This is a genomic window from Mucilaginibacter xinganensis (assembly GCF_002257585.1).
GTDB classification, from domain to species: Bacteria; Bacteroidota; Bacteroidia; order Sphingobacteriales; family Sphingobacteriaceae; genus Mucilaginibacter; species Mucilaginibacter xinganensis.
Map to the genome: position 1 here is coordinate 5061583 of NZ_CP022743.1, position 19182 is coordinate 5080764.

Annotated in this window: 17 protein-coding genes; 12 read left to right on the top strand and 5 right to left on the bottom strand. The window is 42.0% G+C overall.

The genetic code is table 11. The features are described from left to right. The first annotated feature begins 57 nt into the window (after positions 1-57). The 3 genes from MuYL_RS21985 to MuYL_RS21995 all read left to right on the top strand — a co-directional run bounded on the left by MuYL_RS21985 (position 58) and on the right by MuYL_RS21995 (position 2912). Entirely contained in the window at positions 58-1176 is a 1119-nt protein-coding gene (locus MuYL_RS21985) for a DUF2911 domain-containing protein (RefSeq protein WP_094573067.1), read from the top strand. Between the two features lie 43 nt (positions 1177-1219). Further along, positions 1220-2002, top strand: a complete 783-nt coding sequence (locus MuYL_RS21990; protein WP_157741051.1) for a DUF3108 domain-containing protein — start codon at positions 1220-1222, stop codon at positions 2000-2002. 157 nt (positions 2003-2159) lie between these two features. Continuing rightward, positions 2160-2912 carry an NYN domain-containing protein gene (locus tag MuYL_RS21995; protein ID WP_245845688.1) on the top strand — a complete coding sequence of 251 codons (753 nt, stop codon included), beginning with the start codon at positions 2160-2162 and terminating at the stop codon, positions 2910-2912. A 60-nt stretch (positions 2913-2972) separates the two neighbouring features. On the opposite strand, the gene MuYL_RS22000 is transcribed toward MuYL_RS21995, so the two are convergent. Then, on the bottom strand, positions 2973-3623 hold the full coding sequence (locus tag MuYL_RS22000) for a phosphatase PAP2-related protein (protein WP_094572597.1): 651 nt from the start codon (positions 3621-3623) through the stop codon (positions 2973-2975). A gap of 141 nt (positions 3624-3764) precedes the next feature. On the opposite strand from MuYL_RS22000, the gene MuYL_RS22005 reads away from it, so the two are divergent. The 4 genes from MuYL_RS22005 to MuYL_RS22020 all read left to right on the top strand — a co-directional run bounded on the left by MuYL_RS22005 (position 3765) and on the right by MuYL_RS22020 (position 5986). Next, on the top strand, positions 3765-4193 hold the full coding sequence (locus MuYL_RS22005; RefSeq protein WP_094572598.1) for a MerC domain-containing protein: 429 nt from the start codon (positions 3765-3767) through the stop codon (positions 4191-4193). A 102-nt stretch (positions 4194-4295) separates the two neighbouring features. Continuing rightward, positions 4296-4730 carry a Fur family transcriptional regulator gene (locus tag MuYL_RS22010; RefSeq protein WP_094572599.1) on the top strand — a complete coding sequence of 145 codons (435 nt, stop codon included), beginning with the start codon at positions 4296-4298 and terminating at the stop codon, positions 4728-4730. A gap of 46 nt (positions 4731-4776) precedes the next feature. Then, positions 4777-5598, top strand: a complete 822-nt coding sequence (locus MuYL_RS22015; protein ID WP_094572600.1) for an N-acetylmuramoyl-L-alanine amidase family protein — start codon at positions 4777-4779, stop codon at positions 5596-5598. A 31-nt stretch (positions 5599-5629) separates the two neighbouring features. Further along, a complete protein-coding gene (locus MuYL_RS22020) occupies positions 5630-5986 on the top strand; it encodes a hypothetical protein (RefSeq protein WP_094572601.1) in 357 nt (118 codons plus the stop codon). A 1-nt stretch (position 5987) separates the two neighbouring features. Here the strand turns inward: MuYL_RS22020 and MuYL_RS22025 are convergent, their stop codons facing one another. From MuYL_RS22025 to MuYL_RS22035, 3 genes are all read right to left on the bottom strand, one after another. Beyond that, positions 5988-7565 (bottom strand): hypothetical protein, encoded by a 1578-nt coding sequence (locus tag MuYL_RS22025; protein ID WP_094572602.1) that lies wholly within the window; start codon positions 7563-7565, stop codon positions 5988-5990. Positions 7566-7569: 4 nt separating this feature from the next. Further along, positions 7570-8442: an ABC transporter ATP-binding protein gene (locus MuYL_RS22030; protein WP_094572603.1), complete on the bottom strand. Its 873-nt coding sequence runs from the start codon at positions 8440-8442 to the stop codon at positions 7570-7572. Positions 8443-8617: 175 nt separating this feature from the next. After that, the gene (locus MuYL_RS22035; protein ID WP_094572604.1) at positions 8618-10282 is read right to left on the bottom strand and encodes an alpha-amylase family protein; all 1665 of its coding nucleotides are present in this window, start codon (positions 10280-10282) and stop codon (positions 8618-8620) included. Positions 10283-11041: 759 nt separating this feature from the next. Here MuYL_RS22035 and MuYL_RS22040 point away from each other — a divergent pair. After that, entirely contained in the window at positions 11042-11587 is a 546-nt protein-coding gene (locus MuYL_RS22040; RefSeq protein WP_094572605.1) for a peroxiredoxin, read from the top strand. Positions 11588-11656: 69 nt separating this feature from the next. Beyond that, a complete protein-coding gene (locus MuYL_RS22045) occupies positions 11657-12241 on the top strand; it encodes a carboxymuconolactone decarboxylase family protein (protein WP_094573068.1) in 585 nt (194 codons plus the stop codon). Positions 12242-12294: 53 nt separating this feature from the next. Here the strand turns inward: MuYL_RS22045 and MuYL_RS22050 are convergent, their stop codons facing one another. Beyond that, a complete protein-coding gene (locus MuYL_RS22050) occupies positions 12295-13221 on the bottom strand; it encodes a Nif3-like dinuclear metal center hexameric protein (protein WP_094572606.1) in 927 nt (308 codons plus the stop codon). Between the two features lie 272 nt (positions 13222-13493). On the opposite strand from MuYL_RS22050, the gene MuYL_RS22055 reads away from it, so the two are divergent. From MuYL_RS22055 to MuYL_RS22065, 3 genes are all read left to right on the top strand, one after another. Next, positions 13494-17162, top strand: a complete 3669-nt coding sequence (locus MuYL_RS22055) for a CheR family methyltransferase (RefSeq protein WP_094572607.1) — start codon at positions 13494-13496, stop codon at positions 17160-17162. Positions 17163-17260: 98 nt separating this feature from the next. Next, positions 17261-17872 carry an outer membrane beta-barrel protein gene (locus MuYL_RS22060; protein WP_094572608.1) on the top strand — a complete coding sequence of 204 codons (612 nt, stop codon included), beginning with the start codon at positions 17261-17263 and terminating at the stop codon, positions 17870-17872. A 111-nt stretch (positions 17873-17983) separates the two neighbouring features. After that, complete coding sequence (locus MuYL_RS22065; RefSeq protein WP_245845690.1) at positions 17984-19063, top strand: acyltransferase; 1080 nt, start codon at positions 17984-17986, stop codon at positions 19061-19063. The last annotated feature ends 119 nt before the right edge of the window (positions 19064-19182 follow it).

Genomic DNA, 19182 nt, shown 5'->3' on the forward strand with positions numbered 1-19182 from the left:
CTTATGCAACCATCTTTAAGCAACATTAATTTTCACTACATGCTAATTTTCTTTGATATGAAAAAAAATTTTAATGCCTGTATTATCATGGCCCTTATTCAGCTGGGCCTTACCGGCCTCGTTAAAGCACAGCTAACCGCTCTTCCTGATGGCGATAATAAAAGAGCGGCAGTTAGCGAGCAAATTGGACTTACTGATGTTGAAATCCGCTACAGCCGGCCCGCCGTTAAAAACAGGGAGGGGCATATTTGGGGCGAACTAGTGCCCGCTGGCTTTGTTTACCAGGGATTTGGCCCGTCAAAATCAGCACCGTGGCGGGCCGGTGCAAATGAATGCACCAGTATTGAATTTTCAACCGGCGTTAAAATAGAGGGTCAGCCTTTACCTGCGGGTAAATATGGCTTTTTTGTTGCCTACGGAGCAGACGAATGCACACTTATTTTTTCAAAAAACTCCACCTCATGGGGTGCTTTTTTTTACAAACCAGAAGAAGATGCTTTGCGTGTTAAAGTTAAGCCTGTTGCCGCAGAAAAAAGCGTTGAAAGGCTGAAGTACGAATTTACCGGGCAAACACAGGGAAGTGCCATAGTACAGCTGCAATGGGAAAAACTGATTATCCCTTTTAAGATTGAAACCGACTTGATAAACAATCAGCTAGCATCGTTCAAGCGGGAGTTGCGGGGCGAGAAAGGATTTGCCTGGGAGGGGTTTGACCAGGCAGCCACATTTTGTGCGCAACATAAGATAAACCTGGACGAGGCATTGTTATGGACGGATACAGCAACCAGCAAAATATTTGGCGGAAGCCAAAGTTTCCAGGCCTGGAGCACCAAAGCAATGGTATTAGATAGCCTCGGGCGCTATACCGAGGCAGAAGCAGCAATGAAAACAGCATTGCCGTTTGGCACCTCAAACGAGCTCTACCGATATGCGCGCACCCTGATTGCTGCTAAAAAGGCGAAGGAAGCCTTGGCAATTTTGAAAATGAGTTACGATAAGCACCCTAACGAATTCATCACCAATGCAGGCATGGGCCGCGCGTATTCAGCCCTGGGCGATTATAAAAAAGCGCTGACCTATATTCGAAAAGCAGGAGCCATAGCACCCAACAAAAACAACAAAGACGCGATGGAAAAACTGGCGAAAGCATTACAGGAGGGTAAAGACATTAATTGACCAGGACCGTAACCAGTCATCAAATTAATAACTATCAGCAAGTATGAAGAAGTTCATTTACATCATTATAATGTGTTTTGCCGTAAATTTAGCATTTGCGCAAACAGATACTATCCGTTTAAAAGATAAACGGTTACTTACATCGGTACTAAAACCGGGACTTAAACAGTACCTGGTATATTTTCAAACACCGGCCTCGCCAAAAACATTACGATTTTGGTTTTGGTTACGCGACATTAAAACTGAAAGCCGCGGCGGTGAAAAAGTTTTCACCATAACACAGCATTGGTATGGAAACGATACCACCAGTTACCGTGAAGTATATTCGGTAAATAAAGCCGCTGACTTTGCGCCCGTATATCATTCCGAAACAGTAAAAAACATCAAGAGCGCCTATAACTGGCACAGCGACAAAATTACAGGTGCCGACACGGTGAAAGGGAACGCTAAAAAAGACTTCTCCCTGGCGTTTAACACCCCAAACTTTAACTGGAACCTGGATATAGAAACGTTTGAAATGCTGCCGCTGGCAGCCGGCAAAACATTTGCAATCAACTTTTACGATGCTGGGCTCGATCCACCGAAATACATTCTTTACAAAGTAAGCGGCAGCGAAATAGTAGCTACTTTAAATGATGAAAAAATTGACTGCTGGAAACTTCTAACAGAGGGAGATTATTCCGGAGGCCATTTTTCACAAACTTTCTGGATCAGCAAAAAAGGCCATGAGTTTTTAAAAGAAGAGGATGCCTTTAACGGCGGCTATCGTTATAAAGTTAAAATGGCGCAGGGGGCGATTGATCTTATGCCCCGTTTCAAAAAATAAACCAACAACCAGCTATATTCCACAACAGCCATCTGCAAATTCTGTGGGGGCTGTTTTTTTTATATCTTTACATAAACCATCGGAGACGTTTACCCGGCCCGCGAATCCCCGGTTGTAAATATCACTACCGTAAACCACTTACCATCATAACATGGATATGAAAGATCTGAGGCTCGCTGTTCTAATTGATGCGGATAACGTTCCGTATGCAAACGTGAAGCAAATGTTTGAGGAGATCACAAAGTATGGAACCCCAACTTTTAAAAGAATTTATGCCGACTGGACGAAGCCAACTGTATCGGGCTGGAAAACCGTATTGCTGGAAAACGCAATAACGCCTATCCAGCAGTATAGCTACTCAACAGGGAAAAACTCCAGCGATAGCGCCATGATCATTGATGCGATGGATATCTTATATTCAGGAAAGGTGGATGGCTTTTGTATCGTATCAAGCGATAGCGATTTTACACGGCTTGCCATAAGATTGAGAGAGGCAGGGATGAAAGTGATAGGGATTGGCGAAAAGAAAACACTGATTCCTTTTATTACAGCGTGCGATAAGTTTATCTACATCGAAATTTTGAAAGCCGAGGAAGCTGCGGCTGACGAGGAAAGGAAAGTAAGATCTTCGAAAAAAAGAAATCCGCCTAAAAATACGCCCATAGATAAAGTGGGGCAAGAATTGCTAAAACTGGTAAAAGACAGCATTACGGATCTTGGCGACGAAAACGGGTGGGCTTATTTAGGTAACCTGGGTACTCAAATATTAAAAAAGAAGCCCGATTTTGATTCGCGCAATTACGGTTATCCTAAAATGCTTCCGCTTATAAAAAGCCTCAATAAATTTGAATTTGACGAAAGGGAATCAGGCAAGGGTAATATCAAACACGTGTATGTTAAAATAAAATAAGCTTAAAGTATGGTTATCTGGCATTTCAAGAATATAACCCTATAAAGTTATATCAATACTTTACGTAAGTACGTTTATAACCAAATCCTTATCCAGGAACTTGCGTGTTAAACGGTAACAGATATAAGTAATGCCCGGGGATGCCAAAATATCTATGGAGTAATGGATATGCTGCACTACCAATAAACCGGCCACAATAATAGTGGCTAAAAAGCCGATTATTTTATCGTTCCTCCGTTCAAGGCATAAAAACATTAAGGTTAACGTAGCTATGTGGCCCGAAAAGAACAGATCTTTGGTTATAAGTGCTTGTCCATAAAATATTCCGGTTAAAGGGTCGGCCAGGGGTATGAGCCCAACGGGGGGAGCCAATGGCACAATACTGATAGTGATAAAGCGGGTAATGGTGATTGGGATAAGCGCCCAGCAATAAATAATGTAAATTGATGGTTTATATAACGCCCGCGATAGCGTAAGCAGCACCATACCCCAGATGATAGCGAAAATAAGCACCGAAACATTGTGCGGCGGAACCGCCGCCAAAACAGGGTCGTTTATAAGGGTTCCCGGTCTTTTTTCAATATGACCGAAAAAAAGCGGCATGGTGAAAACTACCGAAAGCATTATTATTGTACCAATGATGATAAGCCGGCGTTTATACGTTAATCTCCAGGTTTCTTTCCAGACGTTTTTTACTGTTGTAGTTGGCATAGGGGCAAAGCTTAACTTTAGCGCTGGCAAAAGTAACAATTGCTAAACTATTAGAAAACCATAAAATAATATTAAATTAACATGACTAAAATCAAACAATCTTAAACGCAATTGTGTTGCATTTATTTCTATATTTGCAACATGGATCATTCAAAGCACTCTTCAAAGCTGGATAATGTGGGGATGACAGCCTCTATATTGTGTGCTGTGCATTGCGCCGTGGTGCCCTTTTTAATTACCAGTTTGCCTTTATTGGGCTTAGGCTTTTTAGCCAATCCCTGGGTAGAATGGAGTATGATCCTATTTGCATTATTGATTGGCTTTTATGCTATCGGCCTCTCCTATTTTCGTTCTCATCGTCGTGTTTTACCGCTGATTTTACTTTTTGGCGGGTTTTTAATAATTATAACCGGCCATTTATATATCACCAACTGGCGCGAGGCTATTATTGTGCCTTTTGGAGGTTTATTGATTGCTACAGCGCACTTTTTTAATTACAAGTACACCGCTATTTGCAGGAATGCCAACACCTTATTTCACTTGAAACACAGCCACCCTCATAAAGGCTAGCCCATTTAATGTATTCGCCTTATTATCAAACACAACTCACACTGTTTGCTGTTGTACATTTATTCTTTTTACCTTTGCAGCTGTAATTTATTTAATATTCTGATGGTTCACACGCATAACAACAATTTTGAAGGACTGCTTGAAAAGCATCATTTAAAGAAAACAGGGCCGCGCCTTAAGGTGCTATCCATGTTGTCTGCAAAAAATGTGGCGACGTCTCAGCCCGATCTGGAAAGCGTAATGAGCGATATTGACCGCGTAACTTTATACCGCATATTGAGCGCGTTTGAAGAAAAGGGCATTATCCATAAAGTTTTTGATTTAAATGGTACGGCAAATTATGCCATGTGTTCATCGGGCTGTGGCGAAGATCATCATCATGATGAGCACCTTCATTTTAATTGCACCAATTGTAAAAATGTGTACTGCCTGGACGAGCTTAACTTGCCCCCTATAAAACTTCCGAAGGGATTTAAACCCGAAGGATTCACCTTATACGCTACGGGCTTATGCCCCAAGTGCAGCAAAACGGCATAATTAAATTGATTGAAACAATTTATTATTTATGTACTTATCTACCTAAATGACCACGAACACCAACAGCTTAAAAGTATTTGTACCCCTTACCCTGTTATTGTTTTTTATTTTAACCTCATTCACTATTGATGACGATGTACCCAAATCATCGTTTAAGTTTAAAACTATAGTGATTGATGCAGGACATGGCGGAAAAGATCCCGGTGCACATGGCTCTTATTCGCTGGAAAAAAACGTAACACTGGCTATTGCAAAAAAGGTGGAACACCTGCTGAAAAAGACCATGGACGATGTAAACGTTGTAATGACCCGCACAAGCGATAAATTTGTTCAGTTAAACAAACGTGCTGACATTGCCAATAGCATCAACGCCAATCTTTTTGTTTCTATCCACTGCAATTCCTCGCCCGAAGGAACCGCTAAAATAGCGCATAAAGAAAAAGGGGTGATGCTTTTGGTATATGGCTTTCACCGTAAAGAGGAGCAAATAGAAGCACTGCGTGAAAATGCTTCTATCTATATTGAAAAGGATTATAAAAAGAATTACGCGGGATACGATGAAAAAGACCCTGCATCAATGATCATTTTAAACACCTTTATGCAAAAATATCGCAAACAGAGTATCCTTTTTGGCGATTTGCTAAACGATCAGTTTAAAAATAATGACGGGCGCAGGAGTCGTGGGGTTAAGGAACAAGGTGTTTTGGTTTTAGCGCATAGTGCAATGCCTGCCGTATTAGTTGAAACAGGTTATATCAACAATAATGCCGAGGAAAAGTACCTAAATTCAGAAGAAGGGCAAAATGCCATTGCTGCTTCTATCGTAAGGGCTATTAAAATTTATCGTAAAGAGATCAGCGCCAGGTAAAACATTCACGCACGTTAAGCGTAATTGATATATGAAAACACTGTTACTCTCCGCCTTTATTTCACTGTTTTTTGCAGGCGCTGCATTGGCACAAAGCACTTTTTCTGAGGCAGAGTTCAACAGGAAACTGGGTAAAACAGGCACGCTTTGCGATACCGTATATTCCCTGCGTGTTGTTAGTGACACCCTTACGCTGCTGAATATGGGTGGTGCTTACCCCAATCAAAAATATACAGTTGCCATAAAGGGCAATAAAGTAACCCTTGACTACACCAAACTCAAGGGCAAGCCACTTTGTGTAACCGGTGTTTTTTTAATGTATAAAAACCGCCCCGAAATTCAGGTTTCAGAGCCGGAGCAGATCAATAAGACCTTAAGCAGCAACTGATCTACAAATGCCTTACCTGGTACCCCCTTACCGTAAAGCTTACTGCACCAAAGAATAAATTAAACAGCAACATGGTTATTATAAATCCGGTTCGTGAATCGTGCTGCATCGCGCCCAAATAGTCTGCAATAGGTATCTTTTCAACTATGCAATAAGTCAGCATAAAAAACATAATCTCGTACAGTTTTTTCCCATCGCTTAAAATACCCAGGCAAACGGCCAGCATCACAACAAATATACCGCCGTTAATAATGGTGATAACATGGTAAATATCTGAGGCAAAAATATATCGCACCAATACCGGGAGTGTTAATGCCAGCGCCATGATAATACCCGCCAGCAATTGTGCCGGCAGCATGCGCTGCAATGGTTTATACGATGAAAAAGTGAAATAGTGCAGGCGGTTTGTTTTCTCTTTTGTCGCCAGGTCCGACCAGCGGGTAACCTGCAAAAACAATAATACGGGCAATAAATAAGCGTGAGTAATATTTAAAGGAGCAAAAAACATGCTTAACCAAAGCGCACCATTAATAAGCCAGAACCATTTGGACCCCTTGCGGATCAGGAGCAGTATTTCAGTTTTTACAAAAGGAAAAATGCTATAATCCGTAATAACCGGTGGCAGCAATGCTATGTTGATACTTTTAGCAGGGCTTACCGACATTTCGGGCGCTCCTGCAAATATTGAACCCTTTTTCTTTTTGCTAATGGACTGTTTGAAATCAAAACGGTGAAAGAAAAACGATGAAATGTACACTATTCCAAATGCGAAGCAGATCCACACCAAACGGCTTAAAAAGAAAATGCCTGACCAACTGATACCATCCCATACAAACGTTTTAAACGCGTGTTTGGCGTTAAATGTAAAGCCAAGGTTAACTGCCGGGACGCTTTCGTGAAACTGTGCATTTACTTTATCTGTAATGCTGTGTGTCATGGTACGCACACCAAACGGGTCGATAAAAACAGCGACGGTGTTATTGCGGGCATTTGTTACGTTGGCCATTATTACACCGAACAGAAATATGAAAATAATGTATTGCAAAATGTTCCGTTTTCCCAGGAAAACCTCGGCAACTACTGCCAGTGCCGAAATAGTGAGCAGAGCGGGTATTGCAAACAGCAGGTAGGGAAGCATAAAATTTGCGATAATAAACGGGTAGCCGCTGGTGCGTATAAAAAACATTACAATGCTAACCGAAAACGTAATACCTGTAATGGTAAGCAACACCAGGAAGTTACTGAGCATTTTGCTGAGCAGGTATTCAAAATTGGTTATGGGCGTGGTGGCTATAATTAGCCCTACTTCGGTATCAATATCTTTTTTTATGCCGCTGTTTACCAGGAAAAAGCCATATAAAGAAAGCATGATAGTTGTCATCATTGCTGAAACATATCCTACCCAGGCCGAATTATAAACACCTTTATAGCCCACTATATTTAAAGTGGTATAAGAAGCTGTTGGCGGCGGCACAAAAGAGTAAGCACCGTAAACTGTAATTGCAAGGGTTATTAAAAAGGAGTAGCTGCGGGTACGCTGCAGATAGTCGGCTTTGATGATACTGTAAATGTATTTCACGGGTTTAGGCTTTGTTTTGTGTTAAATACAGGTAAGCATCTTCTAACGTAGCGTTAACCGGAAGTGAAGCAGGTTCAGGAGTATTGCCTTTGATAATATACCTTACTTTAGTAAGTTCCTTTTGGCGGCTGGTATCAATAACCAGGTGTTTGGCCTTTAAAACTACGAGGTCGTCACTGTTTAAAACGGCTTCAAATACTTTACCCTCAACCAGTTTAACGATATCAGGCTGCATCCCTTTTTCAAGCAGAGCACCGTTCTGCATAATGGCTACTTCATCGGCAATAGCTTCAATATCAGATACGATGTGCGATGACAGGATTATAATACAATCGTTAGCAAGATCTGAGATCAGCTGGCGAAACCTTACCCGTTCTTCGGGATCGAGTCCGACTGTTGGCTCATCAAATATCAATACTTTTGGGTCATTAAGCAGTGCCTGGGCAATGCCTATTCGCTGTTTCATACCGCCTGAATAGGTGCCTATGGGCCGTTTCGCATCGGCTGTTAAGTTAACGCCGTCAAGCAGCATATCAATCCGCTTGCGTAAACCATCGCCACCAACGCCTTTTAGCGCCGCAATATATTCCAGAAACTCGTATGCATTAAGATTTGGATAAACGCCAAAATCCTGTGGCAGATAGCCAAGGATTTTACGAATCTTGTCAGGGCTATTTACAATATCCTCGCCATCTAAAAACAGCGTGCCGGCTGTTGGCTTGCTAATAGTAGCAATAATTTTCATCAGGGTTGATTTGCCGGCGCCATTAGGACCAAGCAAGCCTAGTATTCCTTTCTCTATGGTAATGGAATAATTAGATAATCCTGTTTTATGTTTATTATATTGTTTTGTGAGGCCGGTAATTACTAAAGACATAAAAATGATATATCCCAGTGAGATGCCAAATACCGCATAAGGTTACATGTTTTGGAAAAAATAACCCTAATAAACTGCCGTAAAAGTTAAGAGTTGAGCCCGGGGCAATAAAACCGGGAGCGTGATAAAAAGGCGTAGCCCTATTTATCCGCTCCCGGTATTTATCTTTGATTCTTTAGTCCCAGTTAAAATCCACCTCCCGGTTGTTTAATTTCCATTTGGAAGGGAACGGGTTGGTCAGCCAATCGAGCGGCTCGCCGGTCGGCTGTACTTTTGCTGCTTTGGCAAAGCATTCTTTTATAAAACTCTTTTGAGCTGCACCTGTGGCTTCCGGTTGGGCAGATATGAATAACGGGGCTCCGCTTTCGGTAAGCAGCTGCATCCATTGTTTGTTCCTCTCCCACGAAATATCAGTAGTTAATCCCACGCAATCGCCGTCAACAGCATAAAAATTATTGTGTTGTGGCAAGCGGAAACCCATGGTATTTACCCCCATTTTTTTTACGCGCGCCCATTCTTTGCCACTGGTATCATCGCCGATGCGGTTGAGTTCAAATTGCCCTGCCGAAAGGTGGCTCATGGTATTACAGCCTATCACGTAAATATCGTCGCCGGCTGCGTTACGAATGGCACTGTAAAGGTGATTGATGATCTCGGCTGTGGTTTTAGTTTTATCGTAAAAGCTCCATCCGGGCGAAGTAATGCTTTCCCTCATCTGGAAGCCCCAGCGACCGGTGATATCATCGGTGGAAAAATCATGCTTCACCATCTCGTAGCCCCATTGTTTATAAACGTCGAAATAATGTTTGATCCGCTCAATATTTTCCGGGATGGTGGGATCGAGCACCGGACTTTTGGGATCATCGCGGCCCGGGATTTTAGGTGCTAAAAGGCTGGCTTTTTCATCGTGCCTTGCGCACAATGGCCGCATCCACAAACCGGGGCGCATCCCCAGTTTCTTTATGTCGTCGCCAAGCTGGTGCATATCCTTAAACTTATCATTTGGTTTTGAAAAGTCTTCGTTCCAGCCACCGTCGCCTGGCAGTAAAGGTGAATATTGGGCCCAGCCGGCATCTATCACCGAAAACGGACGGTTACCTGTATCGGTTACTAATTCAGCCATTAGTGCGGTTGTTTCCTTTATCAGCTTTGCCGAATTGTTGCCATAAGCAAAGTACCAGTCATTTATTCCATATACCGGCTGTTTGGGCAACCGGGGTTTATCGCACATCAGCTTACAAAACCGCGTTGCAGTAGCAAATGCATTTTCTGTTGCAGCGCTTTCGGTTGTAACAATATCGGCGGCATGTAATTTGCGTGTACCCAGTTGAACGCCAGATCCACCGGAATGGGTGTCAAGCGTCAATTCAATACTACCCGCGTTAACCGCCCACCAGCAAATGGTATTTGCCCCGGTTTTAACGCCAAAGCAGGCTGTGTGTTTATCATCATTCAATAACACATACCATGGGTTTTTAACATTGCCATCAGGGGTCTTCCAGCCCACATCACCGTAGGTGCGTTCCCAGTGGTCACCCAATACTTTCGCAGAGGTATTGGTTTGGTGTTTCCATTTAAGGCGGATCCCGGTTAGTGCTGTTGATGGCGACCTGACATAAACGCCGCTGGCGTTACTGTTAGGTTGTATGCTCACTTCAACGTCGTTATAATTAAATTTCCCTCCTGAGCGTGTGAGCCGGAACCAATCGCCCCCAGCCTGTCCCCAAACTTCATCAGGAGTGTTCATTAATGCAGCACTTCCGCCGGCATAAGTTACACGGCTAAACAATAAAGCAGCCACGGCTGTGGCGGAAAGTTTTACAAAATTACGTCTGTACATAAAGTTATATTGGAAATCTCCTGAAAAATTAGTTAACTGTTAAATTAACGGTTTATAAAGTAAAAGTATGTTTTTATTACTTTATAAACCATAAAAAACAGCTATGGGTTATGTTGGTGAAAAAAAAACGTTATTTGCTTAACACCCACCTGGTACGTGTGCATTTGTAACACTTGTATCTCTTCAGGGGCAACCATGAAAAAAAAGTCTTAACAAATAACCCGCGACGGATCCTTTCTAAGTCTGACTGATTTCCTTTTCCACAGGGGCATAGCGGGTCGGTGCCTGGATTTTCTAAAGAAGAGTTCATAGACATAAAATTCGTTTTATAGGGTAAAACAAAAGTTAGTATCTTCTCAAATAGATGGCTAATAATTGGCAGTTATTCAAAGATGCGAATTGTTTGTTAAAAAAACATTTGTTTTAAAATAAATTTCCATGCATAGCTTTGAAAATTAAGTTTTTACATGAATTTATAAAGGTTAAAAGTCACGCCTCTAATTAAAGCAACTGTTGTACTTGGGGTGAACAAATTATTGATCTGACAAAAAGGATATTGTGCTTTTCATAATTCTAAGGGCTTGCTTTTGCAAAATTGCTCAGGCGACTACGCATATGCAGTCTACTTTTATCATATTGATAAAAGCAATTAAATTCGTACAAATTTATAGATATAAACTATATGATATAAATTCTTTAGATAAAACCATCACTGTAAAATTGATATATTTGTAACGCAAATTAAAAAACAATATAAATATGCTAACTATAGGTCAAAAATTCCCTCAGTTTTCTAAAACAGCTGTTGTAAGTATTGAAAAAGGAAAAGAGTTTGAAACTATCACTTCGGACTTTTTGGTGAATGAAGATAACGTTTGGACTGTAATGTTCTGGTGGCCAAAAGATTTCACCTTTGTTTGCCCAACCGAAATTGCCGAGTTTAACAAAAGCTACGGTGAGTTCCGCGACCGCGACACCCGTTTGATCGGCGCTTCAACCGATACTGAGTTTGTACACGCAGCATGGAGAAGAGACCACGCAGACCTGCGCGATTTGAAATTCCCAATGCTTGCTGATACTTCAAAATCATTAGCTGAAGAACTGGGTATATTAGAGCCAAATGAAAAAATTGCTTACCGCGCTACATTTATAGTTGACCCTACCGGCATCATCCGTTGGGTATCAGTAAATGACCTGAGTGTTGGCCGCAACGTTAAAGAAGTATTACGTGTACTTGATGGTTTACAAACTGACGAACTTTGCCCTTGCAACTGGGTTAAAGGCGAAGACACAATTACTGTTTAATTTATTAAAATACAAGGTCCCCGCATTTACAGGATGCGGGGATTTTTTATACCATTTAATGTAGAAATAATGAACGAATCTACCGAAATAATAACCGAATTATTACAAAGCCTGGGCATTGATGCGGCTTACCGCAACCAAAGCCTTACCCTGCTTGAAAATGGCGAATCTCGCTACCTGCGCGACCTCAAACTGAATTTTACAAGCATCCTGACATCTGAACATTTGAGCACAAAAGAGTGTGCCCTGCTTGGGTTGTCCACAGCTATTAATAACAACAATGCCCTTTTAACAACATTTTTCACCAAATATGCTGAAGAGCAGGAAGCCAACGCTGCTGACATAGCAGAAGCAGTAGGTTGTGCGTCATTACTGGCCTCAAATAATGTATTTTATCGCTTCCGTCATTTTACGCAAAAGGAAAAATACACCCAGATTCCTGCGCGGATCCGCATGCAGCTGATGATGAAGCCTGTTACCGGGAAGGAATTTTTTGAATTGATGAGCCTGGCCATCTCGGCAGTTAACGGCTGCGAAATGTGCGTAAATGCCCACGAAGATTCCCTGATAAAATTAGGCACTGCCGAGGAGCGTATTTTTGATGCGGTTAGAATAGCATCATTGGTAACCGCAACCGGAAAAATAGTTTTTTAACCCCTTCTTCTTTATCATTCTGAGCGCGCTCAGAATGATAAAGAATTGCTATCCTACATAAACGACAAAGAATTACCCGGCTTAACCCGCGTCACTTTCAGGGATGGAATGTTTTTTTTAATCCAGCTGAGCATAAATTCTGATCCGGCGTCTTCACTCGCAATGTGCCCAAGCACCACTAACGCTATCTTGTCTCCCTTTGCCCTGGCATCGCGTACATACTCTGCAGTTTCCCATTCCGATATCTCGCCACAGATCAGCACATCAGGCTTTACCTGTCCAATTCCCAGGATCTGTTGCCGGCCGCCTGCAGCTCCCGGCATAAACAGTACACGGGCGCAGCTTTGCGCCGGGTCGCCTATGTATCTCACCTTTTCAATACCCAGTTTTTCTTTTACATAACCTACCAGGTTGGCCAGCGAGGTTGCAGGCAGCGTAATAATCTCCGGAATTTTTTGATCGGCATATTTTTCCCATTGCAGTTGATCAAGCACACCCTGTATAACGCCATCGGGCACTACACTGTGAATATAATCATGATTGCGCCATACGGCTATATTGTGTTGTTTAAGCAGGTCGGCTTTGTAATGGTAAACTTCATCATTAGCCAGCCATACGGTATCATCGGCATGATTGTAGAAAGTCGGTTCATGGGCAATGATAAAATTAGCCCCCAGGGCTATAGCCTTCCTGATTACATCTATTGTGGCAAACATGGCCGTTACCACTCCCGTCACCTTAATATCCCGGTTGCCGGATTTTAGGGTATCAACAGTTCCGGTTATAGCCCCGCCAGGCACCTGATTTATAAACAGGTCCATTATTTGGCCTGCGGTGTAACCTTCGTCCACATTAATAATGACCGACGCGTTATTTACAAGCGGTGAAAGCAGCAGCACTCCGGTTGCTTTTACTGTATTAACAAAAAACTTTCTCCGGTTAAGTGCGGGATAATTTAACAGGGCGGGTTTATCATTCATTTCTATTTTTTAGTTTAAATGTAAAAAATATCTTTGATAGGCCTTTATTTTCGAACATTCATTTATCTGTACAGATTTGCGCGCGGCTAATACCAAAAGGCTGAAATGAAATACAGGAGAGCGTTTTTTAAGAAAAAGAGAAGGATGTTGAGCCCAAACTGTGTGACAAGCTAAATAAATAGCCCTTCACGTTTATTTAAACAATTATATCTTATTTTTGTTTAAATAACACTACCGCCCACTACTACCCTCACTTCTGTTAATCATTTAAAATGCCGTTACCCAATTTAGTAGATAAAGATCTTGTATTATCAGATAATCAGTTTCCTGTTGTGGGTATAGGAGCTTCTGCGGGCGGGATAGAAGCATTTAAACTTTTTTTGCAGTCCGTTCCTGAAAAATCGGGAATGGCCTATGTGTTTGTTCAGCATTTAAGCCCCGACTACAATAGTTATTTACCGGAGATTTTTAAGAAAAGCACCAAAATACCAGTTTTATTGATCGCAGACAATATCCATCTGGAACCCGATCATGTTTATATAATTCCCCCGGGATATATACTTACCGCAACAGATGGCATTCTTAAACTGGAACCCATAAAAAATAAAAAGGTTAAAACCATTGATATTTTCTTTTCCTCCCTGGCCGTGGTGCATCAAAGTTTTGCTATTGGAATAGTATTATCAGGAGCATTGGATGATGGCACAGTAGGCTTACAGGTGATTAAGGCTTACGGCGGTTTAACCTTTGCGCAAAGCGAGGACTCAGCCACTTTTGACAGTATGCCCCGGAGTGCCATCAGATCAGGCGCAGTTGACTTTATTTTGCCTGCTGAACAAATCATGTCAAAACTAATTTCCATCAATCAGCCTTTTAACGATGGTACTATTGAAGGGCAAATCGGAAAAAATGAACCTGAACATGATGAGGAAATCTTCAAGCAACTGCTTACGGTTTTACGGATCCGCAGAGGGGTTGACTTTGTTAATTATAAACAAAGCACCATTAAGCGCCGCATTGTGCGCCGGATGGCACTCGTTAAAATAGAGAAGCCCAAAGAGTATCTCAATTTTTTGCGGGAAAACAAGCCTGAACAGGATGCGCTTTATAATGATATGCTGATTTCAGTTACAAATTTCTTCCGGGACCCCCAAAGCTTTGAAGTGCTTTGCGAAAGCATACTTCCGGCCATCTTGATCCACAAAACACCAAACGAAGCGATAAGGATCTGGGTGGCAGGCTGCGCCACCGGCGAAGAAGCTTATTCAATAGCTATTTGCCTGCAGGAATACCTTGGAGACAAAGCATCAGCTCGTAAAATACAGATTTTCGCAACGGATGTGTCAGAGATTGCTATCGCCAGGGCACGCACCGGGATCTATCGGCAAAACGACCTTGGGGGCCTTTCGACCCTTCAGATCCAACAATTTTTTAATAAGCTGGACGGCAGTTACCAGGTAAATAAAACGATTAGAGATATGTGTGTTTTTGCACACCATAATTTATTAAAAGACCCTCCTTTTTCAAGAATAGACCTAGTAAGTTGTCGTAATGTGATGATATACCTGGAGCCCGTTTTGCAAAAAAGGGCACTTTCCACGTTTCATTACGCTTTGAATGAGCGAGGCTATTTAATGCTGGGTAAATCAGAAACTATTGGAACAAGTACTGATATTTTTACACACGTAAATAAAACTCAAAAAATTTACCAGTCAAAGGGGCCCCATGGGCGCGTAAGGGCCGTAACATCCGAAAGAAGCGAGCAAACTTTAAAAGCAATAGACCAGATAATACCTGAAAATAGCAGTGAAAATGATATTAATAAAGTGGCTGATGCCTTATTACTTTCAAAATACACACCTGCCGGGGTTATGGTAAATCAATCTTTCGACATCACACAGTTTCGGGGAAAAACAGACCCATGGCTGGCGGTATCACCTGGAAAGCCGAGCTTTAATGTATTAAAGATGGCCCGTGAAGGCCTGAGTTTTGAGATTAGGAGTTTGCTGCATTTAGCAAAAACCAAGCAGGAAGCTATGCGCAAAGAGGGCATTTCATTTAAAATAGATAATGAAAGGCACTACGTAAATATTGAAGTAGTGCCACTGTCAGATACCGAAGACAATTACTATTTAATTCTTTTTCAAAATAGTATGCTTTCAGAGCCTTCGTCATTAACTGATAGCAGTAAACTAAACTCAAGGCATACGCCTGAAAATATTAATGCCTGGGTGCAGCAAATTGACCAGCTGGAGAAGGAGTTAACGCAAACGCGCGAGGACATGCGATCAATAACTGAAACCCAGGAAGCCGCCAATGAAGAATTGCAAAGTGCAAATGAAGAGCTGCTGTCAGGAAGTGAGGAACTGCGAAGCCTGAACGAGGAGCTTGAGACATCAACAGAGGAACTGCAAAGTAGCAATGAAGAAATAACTATTGTAAATAATGAGCTGCTTGACAGGAATGAACAACTGAACAATTCCCGGAAATATACCGAGGAAATATTTAACACCATTCACGACCCGTTGGTTATTTTGGATAAGGACCTTGTGGTATTGCGGGCTACCGATGGTTTTTACAATATGTTCAGGGTGAATGAAGAGGATACAGAGGGGAAATTTATATATGACCTGGGTAATAAACAATGGGATATTCCCGCCTTGCGCGAACAATTGGAAAAAACTTTGCCTCAACAAGGCTTTTTTAAGGCTTTTGAAGTAGATCACATATTTTCGACCATTGGCCGGCGGATAATGCAATTAACAGCCAGGCAGTTTGATACCTACACCGATGAAAAACTTACACTGCTTGCTATTCATGATATAACGGACAAGCGTAAAGTTGAAGAAGGCCTTGCCGAAGCAGAACGCCTGCTTGCAGAGAGCAAGGAAAGGCTGCATTTCGCTATTGAATCAGCAGGGATAGGGGCCTGGGATTTTAACCCGATAACCAAAGAGCTGATCTGGGACAACCGCTGCAAAGAATTATACGGACTTGCGCCGGCAGACAGTATTGACTATGCAGGTTTTTTAAGCTATATTCATACCGATGACCGCTCCGCTACGGATAATTCAATCAATAAAACATTAAAAGGTGCAAACCGCGGAGAGTTTAACGAGGAATACCGGACAATAGGCAAAAACGACCAAAAGCTGCGCTGGATAAAATCAAAAGGGAAAGCCTATTTTGACAAGGATAATAAAGCTACGCGTTTTATAGGCACCGTACTTGATGTTTCAATTGAAAAAGATGCGGAACAAAGTACGATAGAAATGTTGCGCAAAAAAGATGAGTTTATCAGTATTGCCAGCCATGAATTAAAAACACCGGTTACAAGCCTTAAAGCCTCGTTGCAATTACTGGACAGAATGAAAAATGACCCGTCGCCCATGTTGCCGAGATTTTTAGACCAGGCCAACAGGAGTATGTTAAAAATAACCCACCTTATTGATGAGTTACTGAATGTAAACAGCATGAAAGAAGGACAGCTGCGGTTGAACAAAAGTGTTTTTGTAATTGCCGGTATGCTTAAAGACTGCTGCGGTCATGTGAGGGCCGCCGGCGTTCATGAACTTGTTGTGCAAGGCGATGAAACACTCAAGGTTGATGCTGATGAAGACAGAATTGAGCAGGTGGTGGTAAACCTGGTAAACAACGTTGTTAAATATGCCCCCGAAAGTAAAAACATTTATTTTATAGTTGAAAAAGAGGGCAATACGGCTAAAGTGTCTGTTAAAGATACCGGATTAGGGATATCTGCTGATAAGATCCCACATTTGTTTGACCGGTATTACCGCGCAGATTACGGCGGCGGACAATATTCAGGTATGGGCCTTGGTTTATATATTTCATCGGAAATTATTAAAAGACATGGCGGCAAAATTGGCGTCCAAAGCGAAGTTGGAAAGGGTTCCACTTTTTGGTTTACACTGCCTTTGTGAACTTGATATGAGTGAAATAAACCGTACTTCATAATACCTACAGAATTAGGCCTTAATTTAGTTTCAAAACAGGTAGAAAAACTGTTTGAAAAGCGGCTTTGATCAAAAAATATTTTTTAACTGCATTATGTTTACTGGCTTTTTTAATAAACGCCAACTGTCAAACAGAAAAGTTCACGTCGCGCCTTTATTTTCCCGGCGCCATAGGGATCAACATTCCGTCGGGAGATCAGCAAACGAGCATTAGATCAGGCTTTACGCTTAATACCGCGATGGAATACCGTCCTCAATATACCAATGCGATATTTTTCAGATTTAATTACGATGCCCTAACCAACCATTACAAAAGTATTTTAAGCCAGCTCCCCACAAATGTAACGAGCGGAAAGCTCTCTGCTGCATTTTTCATGGTGGGCGCGGGCTACAGGCGCAAGTTAAATGGAATAAGTGTTTACGGGCTGATACAGCCGGGATATAACAGCTCGGGGTACGATGCGGTTACCAATAACTCGTCAGGCGTTGCTGTTAACAGCATCAGCAGAAACTACCCGGCGTTAAAAATATCTGCAGGGATTGAATATTATCTGGCCCCGCATTTTGCATTAGTAATGGAAACGGGCTATTACCATTTATTTGAGCACAGCCGAACTTATATTTTAAACCCGGATTACGTGAGTTACAGCATTGGGTTCACCACTACCTTATTTTAAAATTAATTATACCCTCAAAGCCCCGGTAATGGGTTAATAAAGCCAGCTATCCCGGGGGTATCGTGTTTTCCTATATTTAAAAAAATAGTACCTTTCACAATTACTATTTAAATGAGCATGACCAACGCTGCAGCAATGCGTAATTACGGCTTTGATATTTTAAGGGTGATTGCCTGTTACATGGTGATCCAGGCACACGCCGGCGAATTTTATTATATAGGCAATGGCGGAAAAATCACCAATACTTTGGATGCTTATTGGGTAGGCTGGTACAATCCCATTTGTATCATATCCGTTCCATTGTTTGTAATGATCTCGGGGCTTTTTCTTTTCCCGGTAACTGACATCCCGGCTTTTTTTAAAAAGCGGTTCAGCCGTATCCTGGTACCTTTTGTTTTGTGGTGTATATTTTACGCCCTATATTATTATGCAAAAGGCTACGTAGATTTGAATACCACACTTACCAATATCGCTAATATCCCGCTCAATTACGGGGCGCGTATTGGACACCTCTGGTTTGTATATATGCTGCTGGGCATTTACCTGTTTGCCCCCATTATATCGCCCTGGATCCAAACAGCCAGCCGAAAAAGCATGGAGTTTTACCTTGTACTATGGGCCGTTACGCTAACTATCCCATATATCCACCTGGTGATTCCCGACATTTGGGGCGAAACCTTTTGGAACCGCACGCCAATGCTGTATTATTTTTCAGGCTTTTTAGGCTATGTGGTGCTGGCAAACTATATTAAACGTTACCACATGGAACCCCGCCCCTGGAATTACACTGCCGGTGTCATTTTGATAATTGCGGGCTACGCTATAACTACCTATGGCTTTATCCACCGCCTGGATACAGAAAAGTTTATCAATAAGCTTGCGCTTACCTGGGGCTTTGAAACCATAAACGTTGCCATGATGACAACCGGGGCCTTCCTGATGTTCAAAAACCTCAAAATAAAAAATCCTGATAGTCCTTTTACACGGTTACTGCTGGATATTGCCGCCAAAAGCTATGGCATTTATCTGGCTCATATCCTTATTTTAAACGCAGTGCATTCCTTGCTCGACCATCGCTTTGCCAGCGCCGCGGTTAAAATTCCGCTGATGGGCCTTTGCGCTTTCATCCTCACTTTTATAGTGGTTAAATTATTGTCTTTACTGCCAAAAAGTAAATGGATTGTGGGGTAAATTGTCTGAACCGGGATTAAAGGATTTTAGGATTAAGCAGGATTCACCCTGTTTAAGCCTTCGAAAAAACTGCGAAACTTAAACATTTTGCAATATCCCGCAGTTTACTATTTTTACAG